22 protein-coding genes are annotated in these 21,076 nt (G+C 71.8%); 12 read left to right on the forward strand and 10 right to left on the reverse strand.

The genetic code is table 11. From position 1 onward, the window contains the following. The coding region (locus tag I847_RS22475; RefSeq protein WP_155856054.1) for an acyltransferase at nt 1-585 on the reverse strand (585 nt) is incomplete at its 3' end. 190 nt (nt 586-775) lie between these two features. On the opposite strand from I847_RS22475, the gene I847_RS0107640 reads away from it, so the two are divergent. From I847_RS0107640 to I847_RS22480, 4 genes are read left to right on the forward strand one after another with little or no spacing between them, the layout of a single operon-like run. Next, complete coding sequence (locus I847_RS0107640; protein ID WP_028049234.1) at nt 776-2,035, forward strand: nucleotide sugar dehydrogenase; 1,260 nt, start codon at nt 776-778, stop codon at nt 2,033-2,035. Beyond that, nucleotides 2,032-3,057 carry an ABC transporter permease gene (locus I847_RS0107645; protein ID WP_231384134.1) on the forward strand — a complete coding sequence of 342 codons (1,026 nt, stop codon included), beginning with the start codon at nt 2,032-2,034 and terminating at the stop codon, nt 3,055-3,057. The genes I847_RS0107640 and I847_RS0107645 overlap by 4 nt, the downstream gene beginning before the upstream one ends. Continuing rightward, complete coding sequence (locus I847_RS0107650; protein ID WP_034609534.1) at nt 3,044-3,859, forward strand: ABC transporter ATP-binding protein; 816 nt, start codon at nt 3,044-3,046, stop codon at nt 3,857-3,859. The genes I847_RS0107645 and I847_RS0107650 overlap by 14 nt, the downstream gene beginning before the upstream one ends. A 3-nt stretch (nt 3,860-3,862) precedes the next feature. Then, the gene (locus tag I847_RS22480; protein ID WP_034609536.1) at nt 3,863-4,975 is read left to right on the forward strand and encodes a glycosyltransferase; all 1,113 of its coding nucleotides are present in this window, start codon (nt 3,863-3,865) and stop codon (nt 4,973-4,975) included. A gap of 22 nt (nt 4,976-4,997) precedes the next feature. Here the strand turns inward: I847_RS22480 and I847_RS22485 are convergent, their stop codons facing one another. The 3 genes from I847_RS22485 to I847_RS0107670 all read right to left on the reverse strand — a co-directional run bounded on the left by I847_RS22485 (nt 4,998) and on the right by I847_RS0107670 (nt 7,984). Beyond that, nucleotides 4,998-6,137: a glycosyltransferase family 2 protein gene (locus I847_RS22485; protein ID WP_051274578.1), complete on the reverse strand. Its 1,140-nt coding sequence runs from the start codon at nt 6,135-6,137 to the stop codon at nt 4,998-5,000. Nucleotides 6,138-6,347: 210 nt separating this feature from the next. Beyond that, nucleotides 6,348-7,406: a hypothetical protein gene (locus I847_RS0107665; protein WP_028049237.1), complete on the reverse strand. Its 1,059-nt coding sequence runs from the start codon at nt 7,404-7,406 to the stop codon at nt 6,348-6,350. Next, nucleotides 7,403-7,984: an RNA polymerase sigma factor gene (locus I847_RS0107670; protein WP_028049238.1), complete on the reverse strand. Its 582-nt coding sequence runs from the start codon at nt 7,982-7,984 to the stop codon at nt 7,403-7,405. The genes I847_RS0107665 and I847_RS0107670 overlap by 4 nt, the downstream gene beginning before the upstream one ends. A 125-nt stretch (nt 7,985-8,109) precedes the next feature. On the opposite strand from I847_RS0107670, the gene I847_RS0107675 reads away from it, so the two are divergent. Then, nucleotides 8,110-8,910 (forward strand): inositol monophosphatase family protein, encoded by an 801-nt coding sequence (locus tag I847_RS0107675; protein WP_028049239.1) that lies wholly within the window; start codon nt 8,110-8,112, stop codon nt 8,908-8,910. Here I847_RS0107675 and I847_RS0107680 read toward each other — a convergent pair. The 4 genes from I847_RS0107680 to I847_RS0107695 all read right to left on the reverse strand — a co-directional run bounded on the left by I847_RS0107680 (nt 8,897) and on the right by I847_RS0107695 (nt 13,382). Further along, nucleotides 8,897-11,332 carry a GH36-type glycosyl hydrolase domain-containing protein gene (locus tag I847_RS0107680; protein WP_028049240.1) on the reverse strand — a complete coding sequence of 812 codons (2,436 nt, stop codon included), beginning with the start codon at nt 11,330-11,332 and terminating at the stop codon, nt 8,897-8,899. The genes I847_RS0107675 and I847_RS0107680 overlap by 14 nt on opposite strands. 153 nt (nt 11,333-11,485) lie before the next feature. Then, on the reverse strand, nt 11,486-11,734 hold the full coding sequence (locus tag I847_RS0107685; RefSeq protein WP_028049241.1) for a hypothetical protein: 249 nt from the start codon (nt 11,732-11,734) through the stop codon (nt 11,486-11,488). A 62-nt stretch (nt 11,735-11,796) separates the two neighbouring features. Beyond that, nucleotides 11,797-12,831, reverse strand: coding sequence for a hypothetical protein (locus tag I847_RS22490; RefSeq protein WP_051274579.1), 1,035 nt, complete (start codon nt 12,829-12,831; stop codon nt 11,797-11,799). Nucleotides 12,832-12,989: 158 nt separating this feature from the next. Further along, the gene (locus I847_RS0107695; protein ID WP_028049242.1) at nt 12,990-13,382 is read right to left on the reverse strand and encodes a DUF6069 family protein; all 393 of its coding nucleotides are present in this window, start codon (nt 13,380-13,382) and stop codon (nt 12,990-12,992) included. A 160-nt stretch (nt 13,383-13,542) separates the two neighbouring features. Between I847_RS0107695 and I847_RS22495 the strand changes: the two genes are divergently transcribed. The 6 genes from I847_RS22495 to I847_RS0107725 all read left to right on the forward strand — a co-directional run bounded on the left by I847_RS22495 (nt 13,543) and on the right by I847_RS0107725 (nt 18,076). Next, nucleotides 13,543-14,667: a sensor histidine kinase gene (locus I847_RS22495; protein WP_081680623.1), complete on the forward strand. Its 1,125-nt coding sequence runs from the start codon at nt 13,543-13,545 to the stop codon at nt 14,665-14,667. Then, nucleotides 14,664-15,311 (forward strand): response regulator, encoded by a 648-nt coding sequence (locus I847_RS0107705; protein WP_369751716.1) that lies wholly within the window; start codon nt 14,664-14,666, stop codon nt 15,309-15,311. The genes I847_RS22495 and I847_RS0107705 overlap by 4 nt, the downstream gene beginning before the upstream one ends. A gap of 22 nt (nt 15,312-15,333) precedes the next feature. Then, on the forward strand, nt 15,334-15,909 hold the full coding sequence (dcd, locus tag I847_RS0107710) for a dCTP deaminase (RefSeq protein ID WP_028049244.1): 576 nt from the start codon (nt 15,334-15,336) through the stop codon (nt 15,907-15,909). After that, nucleotides 15,909-17,033 carry a hypothetical protein gene (locus I847_RS0107715; protein ID WP_028049245.1) on the forward strand — a complete coding sequence of 375 codons (1,125 nt, stop codon included), beginning with the start codon at nt 15,909-15,911 and terminating at the stop codon, nt 17,031-17,033. The genes dcd and I847_RS0107715 overlap by 1 nt, the downstream gene beginning before the upstream one ends. 9 nt (nt 17,034-17,042) lie before the next feature. Then, a complete protein-coding gene (locus tag I847_RS0107720) occupies nt 17,043-17,633 on the forward strand; it encodes a hypothetical protein (RefSeq protein ID WP_028049246.1) in 591 nt (196 codons plus the stop codon). A gap of 98 nt (nt 17,634-17,731) precedes the next feature. Further along, a complete protein-coding gene (locus tag I847_RS0107725; RefSeq protein ID WP_028049247.1) occupies nt 17,732-18,076 on the forward strand; it encodes a hypothetical protein in 345 nt (114 codons plus the stop codon). Between the two features lie 3 nt (nt 18,077-18,079). Here I847_RS0107725 and I847_RS26645 read toward each other — a convergent pair whose 3' ends face one another. Both I847_RS26645 and I847_RS22500 read right to left on the reverse strand, forming a co-directional pair. Then, nucleotides 18,080-18,256: a hypothetical protein gene (locus I847_RS26645; RefSeq protein ID WP_155856056.1), complete on the reverse strand. Its 177-nt coding sequence runs from the start codon at nt 18,254-18,256 to the stop codon at nt 18,080-18,082. A 3-nt stretch (nt 18,257-18,259) separates the two neighbouring features. Next, nucleotides 18,260-19,309 (reverse strand): LacI family DNA-binding transcriptional regulator, encoded by a 1,050-nt coding sequence (locus tag I847_RS22500; protein WP_034609538.1) that lies wholly within the window; start codon nt 19,307-19,309, stop codon nt 18,260-18,262. A gap of 283 nt (nt 19,310-19,592) precedes the next feature. Here I847_RS22500 and I847_RS0107740 point away from each other — a divergent pair, with 283 nt between their 5' ends. Then, nucleotides 19,593-21,035, forward strand: coding sequence for a chitinase (locus I847_RS0107740; protein WP_028049248.1), 1,443 nt, complete (start codon nt 19,593-19,595; stop codon nt 21,033-21,035). Nucleotides 21,036-21,076 lie beyond the last annotated feature (41 nt).

A 21,076-nucleotide genomic window follows, 5' to 3' on the forward strand; every position in this document is an offset into this window, starting at 1 on the left:
CAGGTGCGCGCGGGTCACGCCCGTGGTCCCGCGGGCGCGGCGCAGGGCCCAGACCAGGGCCACGATGAGCAGGGGCCAGATGACGTAGAACTGTTCCTCGACGGCCAGGGACCAGAAGTGCTGCAGGGGGCTGGCTGCGGTGCCCTGGGACAGGTAGTCCACGGAGCGGGCGGCCAGGGTCCAGTTGATGACGTAGAGGCTGGCGGCGCGCAGGTCTTGGGCGATGCTGTCCCAGCGGGTCACGGGCAGCACGGCCACGGTCATGACCGCGACGAACACGAAGACCAGGGCGGTGGCGGGCAGCAGGCGTCGGGCGCGCCGGGCGTAGAACCGGGACAGGCTGAGGCGGCCGGTGGACTCGATCTCGCGCACGATCAGCCCGGTGATCAAGAACCCGGAGATCACGAAGAACACGTCCACACCGATGAACCCGCCGGGCAGGACGCTCACCCCGGCGTGGTAGAGCAGGACCAGCAGCACCGCCACCGCGCGCAGACCCTGCACGTCACCACGGAACCCACCGGACGCGACAGGCTCGACCGGCACACGCACCGTGCGCACCGGAACGACATCAACCGCCGCCATACCCCGCTCCCGAATCGATCCGACTGCCGTAGGGAGGGTACGGGCTGCGCGCCGTCACGCGTAAAGCGGGCCTCGGAGGCGGGGGGTTGGCTCAGACTCCGATATCATCCCAACGCCGTCCTTTCAACAGTGGACGTGCCTTCGGCCTACGCGGCCGGCGATTCACCCGCACCACAAAGGACGGAACGTCATGTCGGTAGACCTCGCCATCGTCGGCCTCGGATACGTCGGACTCCCCCTGGCCCAGCAGGCCGCCCGGTCGGGTCTGTCGGTCCTGGGCTTCGACGTCAACCAGAACGTGGTCGACGGCCTCAACTCGGGTGCCTCCCACATCGACGACCTCTCGGGGGCCGACATCGCCGAGATGCTCGCCTCCGGCTTCCGCGCGACGACCGCCGAGGCTGACCTCGCGACCGCGTCGACCGTCGTCATCTGCGTGCCGACGCCGCTGTCCGCGGACGGCGGCCCTGACCTCGGCCCGGTCCGTTCCGCGACGGCGACGATCGCCCGCAACCTCCAGCCCGGGATGCTCGTCGTCCTCGAGTCGACGACCTACCCGGGGACCACGGACGAGATCGTCCGCCCGATGCTCGAGGCCGGCGGCCTGGAGGTCGGCAAGGACATCCACCTCGCGTTCTCGCCTGAGCGCGTCGACCCGGGCAACCCGGTCTACGGGATCAAGAACACCCCGAAGGTCGTCGGCGGCAGCACGCCGGACTGCACCGAGCGCGCCGCGGCGTTCTACGGACGCTTCGTCGACACGGTCGTCACCGCCGTCGGCACCCGCGAGGCAGAGACCGCCAAGCTGCTCGAGAACACCTACCGGCACATCAACATCGCCCTCGTCAACGAGATGGCGCGGTTCTGCCACGAGCTCGGCATCGACCTGTGGGACGTCATCAAGCTCGCCAAGACCAAGCCGTTCGGGTTCCAGGCGTTCTACCCCGGCCCGGGTGTCGGCGGCCACTGCATCCCGATCGACCCGAACTACCTCTCCCACAACGTGCGTGCGCGCCTCGGCTACCCGTTCCGGTTCGTCGAGCTCGCGCAGGAGATCAACGCGACGATGCCGGCGTACGTCGCGCACCGCGCGCAGAACATCCTCAACGCGGACGGCCTCGCGACGAAGGGCGCCTCGGTGCTGCTCCTCGGCGTGACCTACAAGCCGGACATCGCCGACCAGCGCGAGTCGCCGGCGGTCGACCTCGCCAAGTCGCTTCTCGAGCTCGGCGCCGAGGTGTCGTTCCACGACCCGCACGTCGCACGGTGGCACGCGGAGGGCCAGACGATGGACCGCGTCGAGAGCCTCGACGACGCCGTGGCGAACGCCGACCTCGTCATGCTCGTCCAGCACCACAAGGCGTACGACGTCGACGCGCTGGCCACGTCCGCGAAGCGGTTCTTCGACACCCGAGGCGTGACGACGGCGCCGCAGGCACATCGGCTGTGACCTTGTTCGCCGCGCGCAGGGCGCCGCTCCCCGACGCGGGCGGCGCCGGCTCGGCCGCACCCCCGGTCGCTGACGAGGCTGCCACCCCGGTCGCCGACGAGGCCGCCACCCCGGTCGCTGACGGGGCCGCCACCCCGGTCGCTGACGAGGCCGCTGTGTCCGGCGTGCTCTCGCGGGCCGACGCCGCGGGGCTCGCCGCGCAGTACGGGCTCGTGCGCGCCGACCAGGCGCCCGGGCTCGTGCGGTACGTGCGGCAGCTGTGGCAGCGCAGGGCGTTCGTCATCGAGCTCGCCAAGGCGCGCGCGTACGACAAGAACCAGAACAACTACCTCGGGCAGGCCTGGTCGGCGCTCAACCCGTTGCTGCTCGTCGCGTCGTACTTCCTCGTGTTCGGGCTCATGCTGCGGACGTCCAAGGGTGTCGACAACTTTCTCGGCTTCCTGACCATCGGGATCTTCATCTTCTCGTTCATCGCCGCATCGGTGACGTCCGGGGCCAAGTCGATCTCGGGGAACCAGAACCTCGTGCGGGCCATCCGGTTCCCGCGTGCGGCCCTGCCCCTGTCGATGTCGCTGTCCGAGATCCTCACGCTGATGCCGGCGCTGGTCGTGCTCCTCGTGGTGATGCCGGTCAGCGGCGAGCAGCTCCAGCTCAAGTGGCTGCTGCTTCCCGGTGCGATCGCCGAGCTCTTCGTCTTCTGCGCCGGAGTGGGCATGATCGCGGCGCGCCTCGTCGTGTGGTCGCGCGACATGCTCAACCTCATCCCCGTGAGCGTGCGTCTCGCGCGGTACGCGTCAGGCGTGTTCTTCAGCATCGCGATCTACGCGGGTCACGGTCTGATCAGCACCTTCCTGCAGTACCAGCCCATCGCGGTGTACCTCGACCTCGTCCGGTCGTGCCTCCTCGCGCAGTACCCGCCGGACCCGGCACTCTGGATCGCCGGTGCCGTCTGGGCGCTGGTCGTCCTGGTGGTCGGGCTCGTGACCTTCTGGCGTGCCGAGGAGCGTTATGGCCGAGACTGAGCTCCCCGCACCCGTCGCGCACCCCTCCGTCGTCGCGCGCGACGTGCACATCACGTACAAGACGTACGGCGGACGCCGGAACGCCCTCGGTGGGCCGGACCACAAACCCTTCGCCAAGCTGCTCGGCAAGGCGACGCAGCACGTCGCTGCCGTCAGCGAGGTGCACGCCGTACGTGGCGTGTCCTTCGTCGCGCACGAGGGTGAGTCGATCGGCATCATCGGCCGCAACGGCTCGGGCAAGAGCACTCTCCTGCGGGCGATCGCCGGGCTCATGCCGGCGTCGGCCGGGGAGATGTACACGCGTGGCGACGTCGCGCTGCTGGGCGTGAACGCCGCGCTCATGAGCTCGCTGAGCGGGCGGCGCAACATCATGCTCGGCTGTCTCGCGCAGGGCCTGACGCGCCGCCAGGTGCACGAGCGGTATGACGAGATCGTGGAGTTCGCGGGCATCGGCGACTTCGTCGACCTGCCGATGAAGGCCTACTCGTCGGGCATGGCGGCCCGGCTCCGGTTCGCGATCTCCTCCGCGGTGACGCCGGACGTGCTCATCATCGACGAGGCACTGGCGACGGGTGACGCCGAGTTCCGCGAGAAGAGCACCGAACGGGTCAGCCGCATCCGTGAAGAGGCGGGCACGGTCTTCCTCGTCAGCCACTCGATCTCGTCCGTGCGCAACATGTGCGACCGCGCGATCTGGCTGGAGGCGGGACAGGTCATGGCCGACGGCCCCAGCGGGGCCATCTGCGACCAGTACACGGCCTTCATCGAGAAACGTCGGGCCGCCCGCAAGGCGAAGGACTGACCCGTGCGGGTGCTCGTCGTGACGACCGTGCACCACCCCGAGGACTCCCGGATCCGTGCCCGCCAGGTCCGCGCGATGCTCGAGGCCGGGTGGGACGTGACCTACGCGGCGTCGTTCGCGGCCCACGACGTGACGCCGCGCGCTGTGCGCGGGTTGACCGTCGTCGACCTGCCGCGTGCGCGCGGCCGACGACGGCTGAGCGCCTTCCTGGCGGCACGGCACCTCATCCGGAGCGCCGCGGCACAGCACGACGTCGTCGTGCTGCACGACCCGGAGCTGCTGCTCGCCGCCGCGGGTGCGGGGCGCCGCGTCCCGGTCGTGTGGGACGTCCACGAGGACACTGCGGCCGCCGTCGTGCTCAAGCCGTGGCTGCCTCGGCCGTTGCGTGCGCCGGCGGCAGGAGCGTTCCGTGGCGTCGAGCGGATCGCCGAGCGTCGGACGGCAGGCCTCCTGCTCGCCGAAGCCGCCTACCAGGACCGGTTCCGTCACCCGCACCCCGTCATCCTGAACACGGTGCTCGTCCCGGAGAGCGTGAGCGAGCCCGGCGATGCGCGCGTCGTCTACGTCGGGGCGCTCTCAGCGGCGCGAGGCGCCGCCGAGCTGGTCGCGGTCGGGCGGCTCCTGCGTGAACGGACCGCGGGCGCGGCGACCCTGCACCTCGTGGGCGGGGCCGACGCCGCGACGCGTGAGCTGCTGACGACCGCGCACGCGGCCGGGGACCTCGAGTGGCACGGCTACCTGCCGTCGACGGACGCGCTCACCCTCCTCGACGGGGCGCTGGCCGGGCTCAGCCTCCTGCACGACAGCCCGAACTACGCGGTCAGCATCCCGACGAAGGTCGTCGAGTACATGGCGTTCGGCGTTCCCGTCGTCACGACACCGCTCCCGCTGGCACGTGCGCTCGTCGAGGAGGCGGGGAGCGGGGTCGTCGTCCCGTTCGAGGACGCCGAGCGGACGGTCGAGGCGGTGCTGGCGCTGCGAGACGACCCTGAGCTGCGGCGCCGGCTAGGCGCAGCCGGTCATGCTCACGCGGCACACCGCTACGACTGGGCGGCGCACAGCGACCAGTTCCTCGAGGCCCTGACGACGGCGTCGAGAAGGCGCGGCCGCGGCTGACGCCGCTCGCGACTTCGCTGTGTCAGTCCGCCCGCGCCTCGGGGGTGGGGACCGGGCTCTTCTGCTGCGGCGCCGCTTCGTCAGGCACCGCGTGCGGCCGCTGCGCCTGTGCGAGCGCCTCCGCGCGCGCTCGCCGCCGCGTGAAACGTGCTCGGCTCGGGCCGAGCAGGAATCCGGCGCCCCAGAGCATCTGCATGACGATCAGCACGCCCGGGAACCGCACGAGCGCGTTGAGCGCGAGGTGCGGGATCTGCGCGATCGACGCCAGCACGGTGAACAGCAGGTACCCGATCGGGAAGACGGCGGCCCATCGCAGCCACTCGAGCCCGAACGCGACGCCGACGAGCGCCGCGGTAGTGCCGAGGACCACGGCGATGACGGCGAGCGGAGGTGCCAGGTACCGCGCCGACACGCTGCTCGGGTAGTGGGCGATGATCTCGCGGCGCCACCGACCGCTGCCGAAGAACTGCTTCGCGAGCGCCCGGTACCTGCTGCGGGGGCGGTAGATGACGCGCAGGTCGGGGGAGAACCACACGGTGTGCCCGGCGGCGCGGATGCGGTAGTTGAGCTCCCAGTCCTGCGCGCGGATGAAGTGCTCGTCGAACCCGCCGACCTCCTCGAGCGCCTCGCGGCGGAACACGCCGAGGTAGACGCTCTCCGTCGGTCCGGCTTCGCCGCCGACGTGGAAGGGCGCACTGCCGATGCCGAGCCGCGAGCTCATCGCCCGTGCGATCGCCCGGCCGAGCGGGGTGACGCCCTTGGGGACCATCTGCCCGCCCACGTTCGCCGCGCCCGTCTCCCGGAGCAGCTCGACGGAACGAGCCACGTAGCCGTCGGGGAGGAACCCGTGCGCGTCGACCCGCACGACGATCGGGTGCGTCGTCGCCGCGATGCCGAGATTCATGGCCTGCGGCGTGCGGCCCGAGGGGTTCTTGATGACGCGGACCTGCGGGTACTCCCGCGCGAGCTCCTCGGCCAGGGCCTGGGTGCGGTCCCGCGACGGACCGACGACGACCACCATCTCGAGCTCGCCGTCGTACGTGTCGGCCAGCACACGCTCGACCGCGTGACGGAGGTGTGCCTCCTCGTCACGAGCGGGCATGACCACGCTGACGGACGGCCACCCGGGCTCCGTCGCGGACGTGGACGTGATCTCCCCCATGAGGCCCTCAGCCTACCGGCGCCGGGCCGTCGCCCCGGCCAACCGATGCGCGGTCCCCGGCGAACGTCGATGCGTCAGCGGCGCGACCAGCGCGTGCGGCCGGCACGTGCGGCGACACGCCGGGGGTTTTCACCCCCGCCGGAGCCGGGCGGGCCGTGGGCGCGACGTGGCGGGTGCGCCGCTCCTACGCGCACCCGCCACGTGCTGTTCTCAGGGGTGCCCGACCGTCGGCCCGTAGACGGTCACCTGGATGCTGCCGCCGACCTCCATGTCCACGCGGGCGCAGGGCACGGTCTCGTCGACGACCGTCGTCGTGGGCCACGGCGCGTACGGGAGTCCCGCCAGGGCCGCGTCGGCGACGGCGCGCGCATCGGTGGCACTGACGCAGGCGTCGGTGATCCCGGTGCGCAGGGCATCCCGGACGGACGACTCCGCTCCCGTAGCGCCCTCGTGGTCTTGGGCGCGGTTCGGAAGGATGATGACCGCCTTCTTCGGGATGTCGACCATGGAAAGTGTGCACGGCGTCTCCGGCAGAGCGACCGGCAGCGGCACGATGGTGGCTCCGGGCATCGGCTGGGGACCCGCGTTCGGTGTGCCCGTCGGATCGGGCAGGCTCGGCGGCGCGACCTCGGTCGGGTGGGCGGACTCGGCTTGGATGCTCCAGCCCGTGAGTCCGAGCCGGTTCACCTCGGAGTGAGCGAACGCCGTGGCAGCCGCCGGGTCGAGGCAGTGCGCTTGGGAGCCGTCGACCATGTCGCCCATGCTCGCCTGGAGCTCCCGGGTCGCCGCGTGGTCGGGTGACGGTTTCAGGAGGTGCGCGCTCTCGGGAACCTGGTCGCGTGGCGTCACGAACACGAACCCGTGGTAGGTGAAGGCGACCGGGTCGGTGATCGGCGCGAGCCCCGCCTTCGCGACGAAGACCCCGCAGTCGGCGATCGGGTCGCCGGTCAGGTTCGCGCCGGTCACGCCCGTCGCGGTGTCGTTCCATACGTGCTGGCAGTTCAGCCCGTCCCCATCGCCCCCGAGAAACTCGAGGTGAGCGGCATACGCGGCGCCGCCGCCGACCAGCGCGACGCTGATGCCGGCCGCGAACAGGCCGCGCCTGCCCAGTCGTCGCGCGCGCTTTGCGGCGGTCGGCGCCTTCTCGGGTGTGCTCATGGTTATCCCCTCTCGCAGGGCGCTCAGCGCGCCCGGGTCGATGCGGGAGAGGTCGCTCTGCGCGACCGGGTCGGTCGCGCAGAGCCGGGCAAAGATGTCGTCGTTCCTCATCGGACCTCCTCCACACCGGGACGGGCTGCTGCCCATCCGTTCACCACGTGTCCAGTCGTCGTCGGGCGTTTCACCTCGGCGGGGGCGGGTTCGGCCAGCGCAGCCATCTGCTGCAGCAGCCGCTGTCGGGCGCGGTGCAGGCGGACGCGCACGGCCGCACGCGAGACGCCGAGGGCGATCGCGATCTCGTCGCGCGCGAGGTCCTCCCACGCGACGAGGCGCAGGAGCTCGCGGTCGTCGTCGTCCAGCTTGCCGAGCGCGATCTCGACGTCGCTCAGCTCGGTGCGGTCAGGGGGTGCGATCTCGGTGAGCGACTCGCGCAGCCGGTCGGCGAGGGCGTGCCGTCGACGCTCGCCGCGGTAGAGGTTGGCCAGGACACGGCGCGCGACGCCGAACAGCCACGGGCGCGCGTGGTCGCCCGGCGGGACCTCGTCGAGGCGTCGCCAGGCGACGAGGAACGTCTCCGCGACGACGTCCGCGGCATCCGCTGGATCGGCAACCCGGCGGATGGCGTAGGCGAGGAGCGGTCGGTGGGTCGCGTCGAACAGCGCGGTGAACCGCTCTTCCGGCGTGGGCATGGGGGCCTTTCGACGACGAGTCCGGACAACCCCTACGTGTCCGGCCGGTCGGGATGCGTTACCGCCCCCGGAAGGTTAGCTGCGGGTGGCATCGCCCATGACCTCCGTCGTTGTACTGTCCCGGGATGCTGACCGACCCCGCAGATGCGGCGCTCGCCGTCCACCTGGCGACGCGGGGCATGGACGTCGTCCTGAGCCACCTCGCGGACTCGGCGCCGAAGTACGCGAAAGCCGGCCACGACTTCGCCACGGCGGCAGACCTTGCGGCCGAGACCGCGATCAGGGAGGCGCTGCTCCTCGCGCGGCCGGACGACGCCATGATCGGTGAGGAGCTCGGCGCCTTCGGCGGCAGCACGGACCGGACGTGGCTGGTGGACCCGCTGTGCGGGACGCGCAACTTCGCCTCGGGCACCCACGTGTTCTGCGTCAACGTCGCCTTGCGCGAGCGCGGATCCGTGCGGGTCGCAGCGGTGGCGGAGCCCGCTGCGCGGCGAGTGGTCTGGACCGACGGGTTCGGCGGTCACGAGCGCCCGGCGGACGGCGCAGACCGGCGCGTCGCGCCCGCGAGCGACAGCAGGATCGTCGAGCTCAACGCCGACGGACCGGGGGACCGCACGGGTCCCCTGCTCGTCGCCGACGCCGACTTTCGGGCGTGGATGACGCCTCGGGTGAGTGCGTCGACCGTGGCGCTCGCCTGGGTGGCGACCGGGCAGCGCGCCGCCTACGTGTCGGACGGGAACCTGCTCGACAGCGTGCACTTCGCGGCCGGCATCGCGCTCTGCGTCGGCGCCGGATGCGTCGTGACGGACCTCGACGGGCAGTCGTTCACCACCGGTGCCGGGCTGGCCATCTCTGCCGACGCGCGAACCCATGAGTCCCTCGTCGCGCACATCGCGAGAGTGCGGTCGGGTCTCAGCCCGTCGTGACCTCGACCCGGACGACGGACCCCGCCGGTGCGTACGGGACCAGGTGCCCCTCGAGCGGTTCGCCGTCGACCGTGATCGACGCCGTCGCGCCCGTCGTCACGTGGATCTCGTAGGTCGCGCCCCGGGCCACCCGCGTGACGGTGAAGGACGGGACCGCCGAGCCGATCTGCGGGTCGACGATCAGTCCGTCGTAGGACGGCCGGACCCCGAGCAGGTGCTGCGAGACCGCGACGAAGTTCCAGGCGGCCGTGCCGGTCAGCCACGAGTTCTTGGCCTCACCGTGCCGGACCGCCTCCTTGCCGGCGATCATCTGCGCGTAGACGTACGGCTCGACGCGGTGCACGTCGGAGATGTCCTCGCGGTAGGCGGGGGTGATCCGGCGGTAGTAGTCGAACGCGCGGTCTCCGCGGCCGACCATCGTCTCGGCGATGATCACCCACGGGTTGTTGTGGCAGAAGATGCCGCCGTTCTCCTTGTAGCCGGGCGGGTAGGTGGACACCTCGCCGAGCTCCACGCGGTACGTCGTGTAGGCGGGGCTCTGGAGCACCATCCCGTGCGGGGTGGCCAGGTGCTCCTCGACCGAGTCGAGGGCGGTCGTCGCGCGGCCGTCGTCGATACCGATGCCGGCCATGACCGCGAAGCCCTGCGGTTCGATCCAGATGCGGCCCTCGGTGTCCGCCGCCGTGCCGACGGGGTTGCCGTAGTAGTCGTACGCGCGCAGGAACCAGTCGCCGTCCCAGGCGTGGTCGAGGACCGCCTGCCGGACCTCGTCGACGACCTTGCGCGCCTGCGACGCGACCTCGGACAGCCCTCGTCGCGAAGCGAGCTCGGCGTACTCCGCGCCGTAGAGCACGAACTGCGCCGCGATGAACACCGACTCCGCGGCGCCACCCGGCTGGTTCTCGGTCGTCTGGAACGACTCGCCCGGGGTCGTCGAGAAGCAGTTGAGGTTCAGGCAGTCGTTCCAGTCCGCGCGGCCGATGAGCGGCAGGCCGTGCGGGCCGCGGTGCGTCACGGTGAACTCGAACGAACGGGTCAGGTGCTCGAACAGGGTCTGTTCGCTGCCAGGCTCGTTGTCGAACGGGACGAGCTCGTCGAGCACACCCGCGTCGCCGGTCTCCTTGATGTACGCGGCCACGCCGGCGATCAGCCACAGCGGGTCGTCGTTGAAGCCCGAACCGATGTCGTCGTTCCCGCGCTTCGTGAGCGGCTGGTACTGGTGGTACGCGGAGCCGTCCGGGAACTGCGTCGCGGCGATGTCGAGGATGCGCTCGCGCGCGCGCTCCGGGACCAGGTGCACGAAGCCGAGCAGGTCCTGGTTGGAGTCGCGGAAACCCATCCCGCGGCCGATGCCCGTCTCGAAGAACGACGCCGACCGGGACATGTTGAACGTGACCATGCACTGGTACTGGTTCCAGACGTTGACCATCCGGTCGAGCTTCTCGTCGGTGCTGCTGACCGAGTAGGTGGAGAGCAGCCGGCGCCAGTGGGCCTTGAGACGGTCGAACGCGTCGTCGGTCTGCTCCGTCGTCGCGAAGCGTCCGAGGAGGGCGTGCGCCTTCTCCTTGTTGACGACCTGGTGCTCGTCGTCGGCCCACTTGTCCTCGTTCTCGACGTAGCCGAGGACGAAGGTCAGGGTCTGCGACTCCCCGGGCGCGAGGGTCACGTCGACCTGGTGCGAGCCGATCGGGTACCAGCCGGACGCGACGGAGTTGCTGGAGGCCCCGGCGCGCGGGACTGCCGCCTCGCCCAGCCCGTTGTAGGCGCCCACGAACGCGTCGCGGTCCGTGTCGAAGCCGCTGGCCTTCGTGTTCACACCGAACACCGCGTAGTGGTCCCGGCGCTCGCGGTACTCGGTCGTATGGAAGATGGCGGACCCGAACGGTCCGTCCTGCTCGACCTCGACCTCGCCGATCGACAGGTTCCGCTGGTAGTTGGTCTGGTCGTCCTGGGCGTTCCAGAGGCAGAACTCGACGAACGAGAAGAGCGCGACGGTCTTGGTCTGCGAGGACGTGTTGGTGACCGTGACCCGCTGGACCTCCGCGGTCTCGCCGAGCGGCACGAACAGCAGCGTCTCGACGGACAGGCCGCCGCGTTCGCCGGTGATCCGCGTGTAGCCCAGCCCGTGCGCCGCCTCGAAGTGGTCCAGGTCGGCCTTCACGGGGAGCCAGGACGGGGTCCACACGTCGCCGCCGTCGTTGACGTACAGGTACCGGCCGCCCGCGTCGGTGGGGATGTTGTTGTACCGGTAGCGGGTCAGTCGCCGCATCTTGGCGTCGCGGTAGAACGAGTAGCCGCCCGCCTGGTGGGAGACCAGCGAGAAGAACTGCTCGGATCCGAGGTAGTTGATCCACGGGTATGGCGTGTGGGGCGTCGTGATGACGTACTCGCGTGCGTCGTCGTCGAAGTGGCCGTACCGCATGGCGAATCCTTCGTTCCTGGCTGCGCGCCCTACCGGCCGCGTCGTCGCGTGAGGTCCAGCAGGGCGCTTGCAGCGTCCGTGCGGGAGCGCTCCCATGCAACTCCCGGCCGCGAGCATAACCGCTGGCGCGCCCGCTTGGCACGTGCAGGAGCATCACGACTTTTCCGACGAGGCCGCGACCTGCACCCGCTCCGCGGGACCGAGCCGCGCGCGACCGACTCGCGCCGACCCACCGGGCAGCCCGCCCGGCCCAGCCACGAGCCCGGCTGCCCGCTCCGCGTGCTCGCGGTAGCGCGATCCGCCGCGACCCGGCCGCCCGCTGCGCGTGCTCGCGGGCCGCGACCCGGCCGCCCGCTGCGCGTGCTCGCGGTCGTGCGCTCCGCCGAGCTTGCCGTTGTGCACGCCAACCGGCAGCTTGACGTGCGTAACAGCAAGCTCGACGGCGGACGGCTGGGTCGTTCTGGTCAGCGAGGGGTCGTGACCGCCGGGTCGGGCGCGACCGGAGCCGGGCGCGGGGGTCGGACCGCTGCCACGGCCAGTGTCAACGACAGGATCAGCAGGACGGTGTTCTGGGCGAAGCCGCCGGGTGGTCGTGGGTCCGTCGTGGCGACCGTGACGAATCCGCCCAGCGCCCGCGCGACGACCGCAGCGCCGGCGACCGCGGCGGCATGGCGCGGACCCCAACCGGCGGACCGGGACCACCGCGTCACCGCGACCGCGCCGGCCACGAGGATGGCGGTCCCGAGCCCGACGCCCAGCCACGTCCCCGGGATGAACTGGTAGCCGAGCGCGGCGACGAGGACCAGGCCGAAGACTCGCGCCGGTACGGGGACGCGACGGGACAGGGGCGTCGGGAGGCGTCGCCGGCCGAACGTGCACGCGACGAGCACCAGGAGGGCGGCCACCGCCACCGCGCCGAGGAGCTGACCCGTCGACGCCTGGTCGCTGCCGGAGTCGCGGATGTCCTGACTGACCACCACCGACGCGAGCACCCACAGGACGACGAGCGCGGTTGTCCCCGACAGGCCGAGCCACGGCTGTCGGGGTCCCGGGCGCCGGTCGAACGTCTCGACCAGCGCGATCGGTGCCCCGATGCTCCAGACCACGTGCCCGACCAGGAAGTTCAACGCGAACGCCCCGGCGACCCCGAGAGGCGGGATCAGCGTCAGCGCCCTGCCCGTCGCCCAGTCGTCGTAGCTCATGTAGGACGTCGCGAACAGCGACTGGTCGACGACCCCCGCCTGCAGCACGCCGAACGCGCCGGCCAGCGCGAGGATCCCCGTCCAGTGCATGCGCGTGCGGGCGGCGAGCTCGCGGATCAGGATCGCGGGCGCACCGTACAGCGGCCCGAGAATGACCAGGCCACCGACGAGCGCGGCGGCCTGGCCGGTGACCTCGGGGTCGTAGGCCGTCAGGTACTCGGCGCAGACCGGCGCGACGACGAACAGCAGCAACGCGAGCAGCCGTCGTCGCTCAGAACGTCCGGAGACAGTGACCACGGACCCATCGTCGTGAAGTGCTCCACACCCCCAGAACCCCCGCAGGGTGGACCCGGCCCACCCACAGGGAGGACACGCGACGCGAGAACAACCTGAACGACGTCATGGAGGTTCTTCACGTCGTTCAGGTTGTTCTCGACGGCCAGAAGCCGGGCGGATCAGCGGGGTCGGGAGGGGGCTAGGCCGAGGGTGAGCACCGTTCCCACCGTCACGTGCATCAGGGCCAGCCAGAGGGTTGCCGCCGGGGTCGCGGCGCCGAGCGGGCCGAGCAGCGAGATCAGCAGGATCGCGCCGCACGTGACGAACCAGCCCGTACGACGTCGGCGGAACAGCAGCGCCCGGACACCCCACGCGGCCAGGGTCGCGACGACCGCGACGAGGACGACGCTGACGGGTCCGACGGTGTACGGCGGGTCACCGACGACCAGCGGGACGTCGAGGAGCGGGACGGCGATCGCCCAGACGACGAGGGCGGCGAGCGGGCTGGCGATGACGACGGCCCAGGCGGGGATGCGGCGGACGGTGGTGGCAGGGACGGTGGTGGCGCTCATGGTGGGCTCCAGGGAAGGGTTGATCAGGACTCCCGAACAGTCCCGCCGACGAACCGGCCCGCGCGTCCGGCCGACGGCCATCACGGACCGGACGATCGGCTGGCCGACCCCCGACTTCGGTAGGTACCGCGGCTCCGGACGCGTTCCTAGGCTCGGCTCCATGACCACCGACGACTGCATCCCACGGGCCTGGTACCACCGCCTGGGCAACGCCCTGACCGGGTTCCTGGGCGTCCTCATCCTCATCACCGTCTGGGCCGGCTGGCACGATCCCGACCAGCCGCTGCCCGGGTGGCTGCTGCCCGTGATCGGGGCTGCCTCGCTCGGCGGCTTCCTGCTGGTCGGCCGCTGGCCGGTGCTGGCCGGTGCGGTGACAGCGGTCCTGTCGGCGCTGAGCCCGGTCGCGGGTCCCGCGTCGTACACGACCACCCTCGTCGCCGCCCGGTGGAACCGGCTCAGCACGGCACTGTGGGCGGCCGGCATGGGTGCCCTCGGCACGGCCGTGCGGGCGCTGTGGTGGCCGGGCGGGGTCGGCGTCCCGCTGCAGTGGTGGCTCATCGGCGACGTCGCGGTGCATGCCGCCCTGTTCGCCTGGGGGGCGCTCTGGCGGACACGCGCCGAGCTGATGGCGTCCCTGCGCGAGCGCGCCCGGCGGGCGGAGGCCGAGCAGGAGCAGCGGGTCGAGCAGGCGCGGACGGCGGAGCGGACGCGGATAGCGCGCGAGATGCACGACACCCTGGCGCACCGCCTCACGCTCGTCGCGACGACGGCGGGTGCGCTCGAGTTCCGCACGGACCTGACCAAGGAGCAGGTCGCGAGCGCCGCTGGCGTGGTCCGCGCCAACGCCAGCGAGGCGCTCGAGGAGCTGCGCACCGTGATCGGCGTCCTGCGGACCAGCCCTGACGAGCTGCGCCCCACTCCGGGACTTGCGGACGTCCCCCGGCTCGTCGACGAGACGCGTGGGGCCGGTGTCGACGTCCGGCTGGACGTCGCCGACCTGGAGCTGCCGACCGCGCTCGACCTCGCCGTCTACCGCGCCTGCCAGGAAGGGTTGACCAACGCGCGCCGGCACGCGCCGGGATCCAGGGTCACCGTGAACGTCGCGGTCGACGACGGCCTGCGCGTCGTCGTCGCCAACGACCAGGGCGGCAAGGGCGAGACCAACGGGACCGGCACCGGGCTCATCGGGCTGACCGAACGCGTCGAGCTGCTGGGCGGTCAGGTGCACGCCGGGCCGGCCGGTGAGGGGTTCCGGCTCGAGGCATGGATACCGTGGGAGCCGTGACCACCCGGGTGCTCGTCGTCGACGACGACGCGCTCGTGCGTGCCGGCCTGACGCTCATGCTCGACGGTGCCGACGGGATCGTCGTCGTCGGGCAGGCGTCCGACGGCTCGCAGGTGCCGGCGCTCCTGGACGCGCACCCGGTGGACGTGGTGCTCATGGACCTGCGGATGCCGGGCACGGACGGGATCGCGGCGACGAGAACCACGCGCGGGCGGACCGACCCCCCGGCCGTCGTCGTCCTCACCACCTTCGACACCGCCGACGAGGTGGAGGCCGCGATGCGGGCCGGCGCGAGCGGCTACCTGCTCAAGGACACGCCGCCGGCCCGGATCGTCGAGGCCGTCCTCGCAGCGGCCGCGGGGGAGCCGGTGCTCTCGCCCCGGGTGGCCCGTCGGCTGATGGACACGAGCGCACGCTCGGGCGACAGCCGGCTGGCCGCGCGCGAGCGGCTGAACACGCTCACGGAGCGCGAACGCGACGTCGTCCTGGCCATCGGGCGCGGTGCCAGCAACGCGGACATCGGCCGGGAGCTGTACCTGTCGGTGGCCACCGTGAAGAGCCACGTGTCCAGCGTGCTGCTCAAGCTGGGCCTGGAGAACCGGACGCAGATCGCGTTGCTCGTGCACGACGCCCAACGGGGATAGCCACACCGACTACCGTGGCCCCGTGCTGCTCTCCGACCGTGACATCCACGCCGAGCTCGAGTCGGGCCGCGTGGCCCTCGAACCCTACGACGCGTCCATGCTCCAGCCCTCGAGCATCGACGTCCGCCTGGACAAGTTCTTCCGGCTGTTCGACAACCACAAGTACCCGGTGATCGATCCGTCGCTCGACCAGCCCGAGCTGACGCGCCTGGTCGAGGTCGAGCGCGGCGAGTCGTTCGTGCTGCACCCCGGCGAGTTCGTGCTGGGGTCCACCTACGAGGCGGTCACGCTTCCCGACGACGTCGCCGCCCGCCTCGAGGGCAAGTCGTCGCTCGGACGTCTGGGACTCCTCACGCACTCGACAGCGGGGTTCATCGACCCGGGGTTCTCGGGGCACGTGACGCTCGAGCTGTCCAACGTGGCGACGTTGCCGATCCTGCTCTGGCCCGGCATGAAGATCGGCCAGATGTGCTTCTTCCGGCTCTCGTCTGCCTCCGAGCACCCCTACGGCTCGTCCCAGTACGGCTCGCGCTACCAGGGCCAGCGCGGCCCGACGGCGTCGCGCTCCTGGCAGAACTTCCACCGCTCGGACGTCTGATGGCTGCTCCCCGGCTGCCCAAGGGCTCGGCCACGCAGCACCTGCTCGTGCTCCCCGAGGACGTGGGGGACGACGAGGTGGAGGTGCTCGCCGTCAGCCGGTTCCCGCAGGCGCGCTGGGAGGAGGGCGAGGTCCCGCAGCCGCGCGGGATCATGGGCCCGATGACCGCCGCGCTGGGCATCCGCGCGGTCAGCGCGAACATGACGCCGGCACGCACGCTGCGCGTCGCGCGCCTGTCCACGGTCACCGGCCCCTACGCGGTCGAGGCGGAGGACGCGGTCAGCCTGGGCCTGCCGCCGTGGTCGACGTACGCGTACGTCGTCGCCGCTCCCCGCGAGCGTGGCGCCAAGCCGTACCCGGGCGGAGACCGCGACGGTCTGAAGCGCGCGTTCGCGGACGCCATGCCGGTGCGCGAGGAGGAGCGGATCCTGCAGTGGCTGGTGGCCGTGGCGCGTCGCCTGGGGGGCGCGGTGCGGATCGGCGACAACGGCATCGTGCTGGTGCCCGACGTCGACGGCGCCATCGACCTGACCGTCTACTCCGACCGCTGGCTGGAGCCGGACCAGGCGCTGGCGGTGGCCCAGAAGGTGCACCCGCAGGCCCGGATCAGCCAGGGCACCGCCACGTGGGACGGTCCGCTGCCCGGTGCGGGCCGGGCCGCCGACACGCGCCCCGCCTGGGTCACCGAGGTGGGCGGCTCCGGTCTGCGCGACGCCTTGGAGAAGTACGGCGTCGACGACCCGGTCGAGCGCCAGCGGCTCATGGACGAGTCCTCCGCCTACGACGAGCTCATGATGGCCGCGCCGCCGCCAGCCGAGGCGTTCGGGGTGCTGGTCGACCTGGAGCACGACGGGATCCTGTCGGTCGAGGCCGCCGCCGAGACCGAGCTGCCGCCGCTGCTGCGCGGCCTGCCGTGGACGTCGCGCGGGGTCGTCGCGTACCGCGTGCACTGGGAGCCCCGGTTCATCGAGGAGCTCGAGGCGGAGAAGCCGTCGTTCGAGCACCGCGTCGCGCGGTCCCGGGCGGCGCCGCAGGTGCAGGCGCTGGCCCGCGCGATCCACGCGGCGACCGGCGGGGAGATCGCCGACGAGGCCGACTTCCTGGTCGACCCGGAAGACGTGTGAGGCGGCCGGGTGGCCGTGCTCCTGCTCGGCGGGTCGCTCGGCGTGTCCTCCCTGATCGTCCCGACCAGGCTGCTCGGCAGCGACGACGGCGTCCCGATCGGGGTCGCGGCCTTCGTCGGTGCCATGGTGCTGGCCGTCGCCTTCTGGGTCGTGTTCCTCGGCGTGCTGATCCGCCGCAGCAGGCGAACCCAGGCCCAGCAGGCCGCCGCGCTCACGACGACGCGTCCAGGGTGGGCGCTGATGCCCGCGTTCCCGAGCACGGAGATCTCCGCGTCGCTCCGCGCGCAGGGCAACCCCGAGCCCGGACAGTCCAGCCTGCTCTACGGCGCGGACGGGATCGAGCTGAGGTTCGGTGACGAGCCCTTCGTCGCGCTGCGATGGACCACCGTGGCCGAGATCGTCGAGTGCGACCTGACCTTGCTCGGCACGCGCAGGGCCAAGGGCGTGCGGTTCGTGCTCGTGGACGGCCGGACCCTCGAGCTGCGGCTCTTCCCGTCGCGCGAGCTGCGTCGCCGGCACCCGGGCCGTTCGCTGCAGGGCGCAGCAGCCGCGGAGCTGCTGGCCGTCCGCGGCGGGGACCGCCCGGCGGCGGTGGGCTGAGCACCCTGACGGACTCGCGAGGCCGTTCGCCGCGTGATCTCGGCTCGCCGCTGGGCTACATTCCGTCGCGAGCCTCGTCGCGACGAAGGGACACGCACATGGTGGTGACCGCCGAGCAGTTCGTCAGCGCCGTCGACCGGTGGTGGGACATGACGTTCCCGCCGGGCAGCGACAAGCGGGCGTACGATGAGTTCAAGTCCGACCTGGTGCTGGCGGACCTCTGGGTGGCGGACATGGTGCTGCCGTTCGTGCGGCACGGTGTCGTGCGTCCCGACCCGATCGGCATCCCGGACAAGCTCGCCAGGCTCCACGAGCGGGCCGTCGACCTCCGTCTGGAAGCCGCGAGGGAGTCCGACCGGCACCTGACCGAGTGGTACGTCGAGTACGCGACGACGCTCCGCGACCTCTACGCGTTGTACCTGGAACGCGTCACGCTCGTCTGAGCGCTACTCGCCGCGCGCCATCGCCGAGATCCACGCCGGCGCCCCGCCGGGCAGCAGCTCGACGGAGCTCCAGTACGCCTGCGCCTCGGCCAGCTCGCCCTGAGCAGGGCGGATCAGGAGATCGTAGGGGGCAGTGGGGGCCGGAACAGCCGGTTCGAGACGACGGATGCGCGACGACACCGATCACGGTCGAGCGGCGGACTCGCTCACCGGTCCTGTGCTCCCGCGCACGACGAGCTCCGTCGCGAGCTCGATGTGCAGGGCCTCGGCCCGGTGCCCGTCCAGCACCCTGACCAGCGAGCCCGCTGCCATGCGCCCGAGCTCCTGCAGCGGCTGACGCACGGTGGTCAGGCGCGGGGTCGTCGACCGGCTCACGTCGATGTCGTCGAAACCGACGACCGACAGGTCACCGGGGACGGACAGGCCGCGGTCGGCGGCAGCCTGCAGGACGCCCACGGCGACCTTGTCGTTGAAGCAGACGATCGCCGTCGGGCGCTCCGGCAGGTCGAGCAGCTCGCCGCCGTACTTCTCACCGGTCTCCTGCACGGGCTCGCCGCGCCGCACGAGCTCCGGGTCGCCGATCTCGCCCACCTCGGCGAGGGCCGTGGCGTGGCCGGCGAGGCGCGCGTCCCCGGCGGCCAGGGCGGGGGCGACCGAGATGACGCCGATGCGGCGGTGGCCGTGCGCGATCAGGTGCGCCGTCGCGTCGCGGGAGCCGGCGAAGTTCGCCGCCGAGACGGACATGACCGACTTGGGGACGCGCACGCGGGGGTCCACGACGACGAACGGCTTGCCCGACCGGCGCAGCCACTCGAGGTCCTCGACGCTCTCCGGCGGCAGCAGGAGCACCGCGCCGACGACGTCGGCCCGGGGAGGCAGCCTGCGCAGGACGGGCTCGTGGTACGACGAGCCTCCGGCGTCGAGCAGCACCTCCCGGCCGTGCAGGTGCAACGTCTCGGCGACCGCCGACACGATGGGTCCGAAGTAGTCGGTGAGCTCGTAGGGGCAGCGCACGAGCACGGCGCCCAGGCGGGGGGCACGGCGGGACCGCGGCGCCTCGGACCCGAGCTGCTCGACCGCGTCGAGGACGCGGCGGCGCGTCTCGTCCGAGACGTACGCGTGCCCGTTGAGCGCCCGGGAGATCGTCGCGGGCGACAGGCCGAGCACGGCGGCGAGGTCGCGGACGCTCGCCCGGCCTGCTGTCGGCTCAGGGGGACCACCGGCGACGTCCACACGTCGAGGATAGGGCAGTCCGTGAACGCGCTATTGACGCCGAGACGCGCCGCTGGTTTCCTAACTGAATCACCCTGTTTCAGACATTGTTCCCGATCGCCGTGCCGCAAAGCAGCGGCGCATCCCGCGCGGGAGCGCGTCATCTCGACAGCGGCACACCCGCGGCTGTTTCAGAAACAAGACCCTCGCATCCCCGTCCAACGGAGGCCCCTCCCGTGTCTCGTCGTCACGCCCATTCCTCACCCGTTCGCACCGCCCACACCCTCACCGCCGGGGGTGCCCGATGAGGCGCCCCCGTGCCCGCATCGCCGGAGTCCTCGCCGCGGTGGTCGTGGCCGGTGGTCTCACGCTCGCGACGGGGATCTCGGCCGACGCCGCCGCGAACTCCGGTCCCGGCCTGCCCGCGCACTTCGCGGCTCCGTACGTCGAGATGTGGAACTCCCCGTCGGCGATCGCGAACGCCCGCGCCGCCACGGGCGCCAAGTACTTCACGCTCGCGTTCATCATCAACGGCAACGGGTCGTGCAACGCCACGATCAACGGCGGCACCGCGGTCGACGACGCCGGGTGGATCGGTGCGATCAACACCTTGCGCTCGGCGGGCGGTGACGTCATCGCCTCGTTCGGCGGCGCGAGCGGCATCGAGATCGGCGTCGCGTGCACCTCCGTGGACACCCTCAAGGCGCAGTACCGCAAGGTCATCGACGCCATGAACCTCACCGCCATCGACCTCGACATCGAGGGTGGTGCCCTCGGCAACACCACCGCCAACGACCGGCGCAACCAGGCGCTCGCTCAGCTGCAGACCGAGTACCGCGCGGCCGGCAAGACGCTCGGCGTCCACTACACGCTCCCCATCGACCCGGGCGGCCTGCCGTCGGAGGCGGTCGCGCTCCTGCAGAACGCGAAGAGCCGCGGCGTCGACGTCACGGTCGTCAACCCCATGACGATGGACTACGGCCCGGCGATGGACATGGGCCAGGCCGCGATCAGCGCCGCGAACGCCCTCTACGGGCAGCTCGCCGGGATCTGGCCGGCCAAGACGTCCGCGCAGCTGTGGAACATGCAGGGCAGCACCCCGATGATCGGCGTCAACGACACGACCGCCGAGGTCTTCACCACCCAGGACGCCACGGAGCTCACCGACTTCGCGATCTCCAAGGGCATGCGGCTGCTCGCGTTCTGGGCCCTCGGCCGTGACGCGCAGTGCTCCGGCTCGGTGGCGCAGCCCGCCGACAACTGCTCGGGCACGTCCCAGTCCCGTTACCAGTTCACGTCGACCTTCAACCGCCTGACCGGATCGACCAGCACACCGCCGCCCACCACCACGCCGCCGCCGACCGGCCGCACCGGTCTGGTCCGTGGCGTCGCCAGCAACCGCTGCCTCGACGTGGTCGACGGCGGCACGGCGGACGGCACCGCGATCCAGCTGTGGGACTGTGCCTCCGGCAACGCCAACCAGGCGTGGACCGTCGGCACCGACGGGACGCTGCGTGCGCGTGGCAAGTGCCTCGACGTGGCTGCGGCCAGCACGGTCAACGGCGCGAAGGTGCAGCTGTACACCTGCAACGGCACACCGGCCCAGAAGTGGACCGCGAACGCCGACGGCACCATGCGTGCCCTCGGCAAGTGCCTCGACGCGACCGGGCAGGCCACTGCCAACGGCACCCGCCTGCAGACCTGGGACTGCTTCGCGAGCGGCAACCAGCGCTGGACCCTGCCGTGAGGGGTGGGACGCCGACGGCTCGCCGCGATCGACGCCACATC

Origin of the sequence: Cellulomonas sp. URHD0024 (genome assembly GCF_000426185.1) — a bacterium.
In the GTDB taxonomy this organism is placed as follows: domain Bacteria; phylum Actinomycetota; class Actinomycetes; order Actinomycetales; family Cellulomonadaceae; genus Cellulomonas.

Excerpts from the sequence above, each read along its gene's own strand:
- I847_RS0107640 (WP_028049234.1), top strand. The coding sequence starts at position 776 with ATGTCGGTAGACCTCGCCATCGTCGGCCTCGGATACGTCGGACTCCCC.
- I847_RS0107650 (WP_034609534.1), top strand. The coding sequence starts at position 3,044 with ATGGCCGAGACTGAGCTCCCCGCACCCGTCGCGCACCCCTCCGTCGTC.
- I847_RS22485 (WP_051274578.1), bottom strand. The coding sequence starts at position 6,137 with ATGGGGGAGATCACGTCCACGTCCGCGACGGAGCCCGGGTGGCCGTCC.
- I847_RS0107665 (WP_028049237.1), bottom strand. The coding sequence starts at position 7,406 with ATGAGGAACGACGACATCTTTGCCCGGCTCTGCGCGACCGACCCGGTC.
- I847_RS0107670 (WP_028049238.1), bottom strand. The coding sequence starts at position 7,984 with ATGCCCACGCCGGAAGAGCGGTTCACCGCGCTGTTCGACGCGACCCAC.
- I847_RS0107675 (WP_028049239.1), top strand. The coding sequence starts at position 8,110 with ATGCTGACCGACCCCGCAGATGCGGCGCTCGCCGTCCACCTGGCGACG.
- I847_RS0107680 (WP_028049240.1), bottom strand. The coding sequence starts at position 11,332 with ATGCGGTACGGCCACTTCGACGACGACGCACGCGAGTACGTCATCACG.
- I847_RS0107695 (WP_028049242.1), bottom strand. The coding sequence starts at position 13,382 with ATGAGCGCCACCACCGTCCCTGCCACCACCGTCCGCCGCATCCCCGCC.
- I847_RS22495 (WP_081680623.1), top strand. The coding sequence starts at position 13,543 with ATGACCACCGACGACTGCATCCCACGGGCCTGGTACCACCGCCTGGGC.
- I847_RS0107715 (WP_028049245.1), top strand. The coding sequence starts at position 15,909 with ATGGCTGCTCCCCGGCTGCCCAAGGGCTCGGCCACGCAGCACCTGCTC.
- I847_RS0107725 (WP_028049247.1), top strand. The coding sequence starts at position 17,732 with ATGGTGGTGACCGCCGAGCAGTTCGTCAGCGCCGTCGACCGGTGGTGG.
- I847_RS0107740 (WP_028049248.1), top strand. The coding sequence starts at position 19,593 with ATGAGGCGCCCCCGTGCCCGCATCGCCGGAGTCCTCGCCGCGGTGGTC.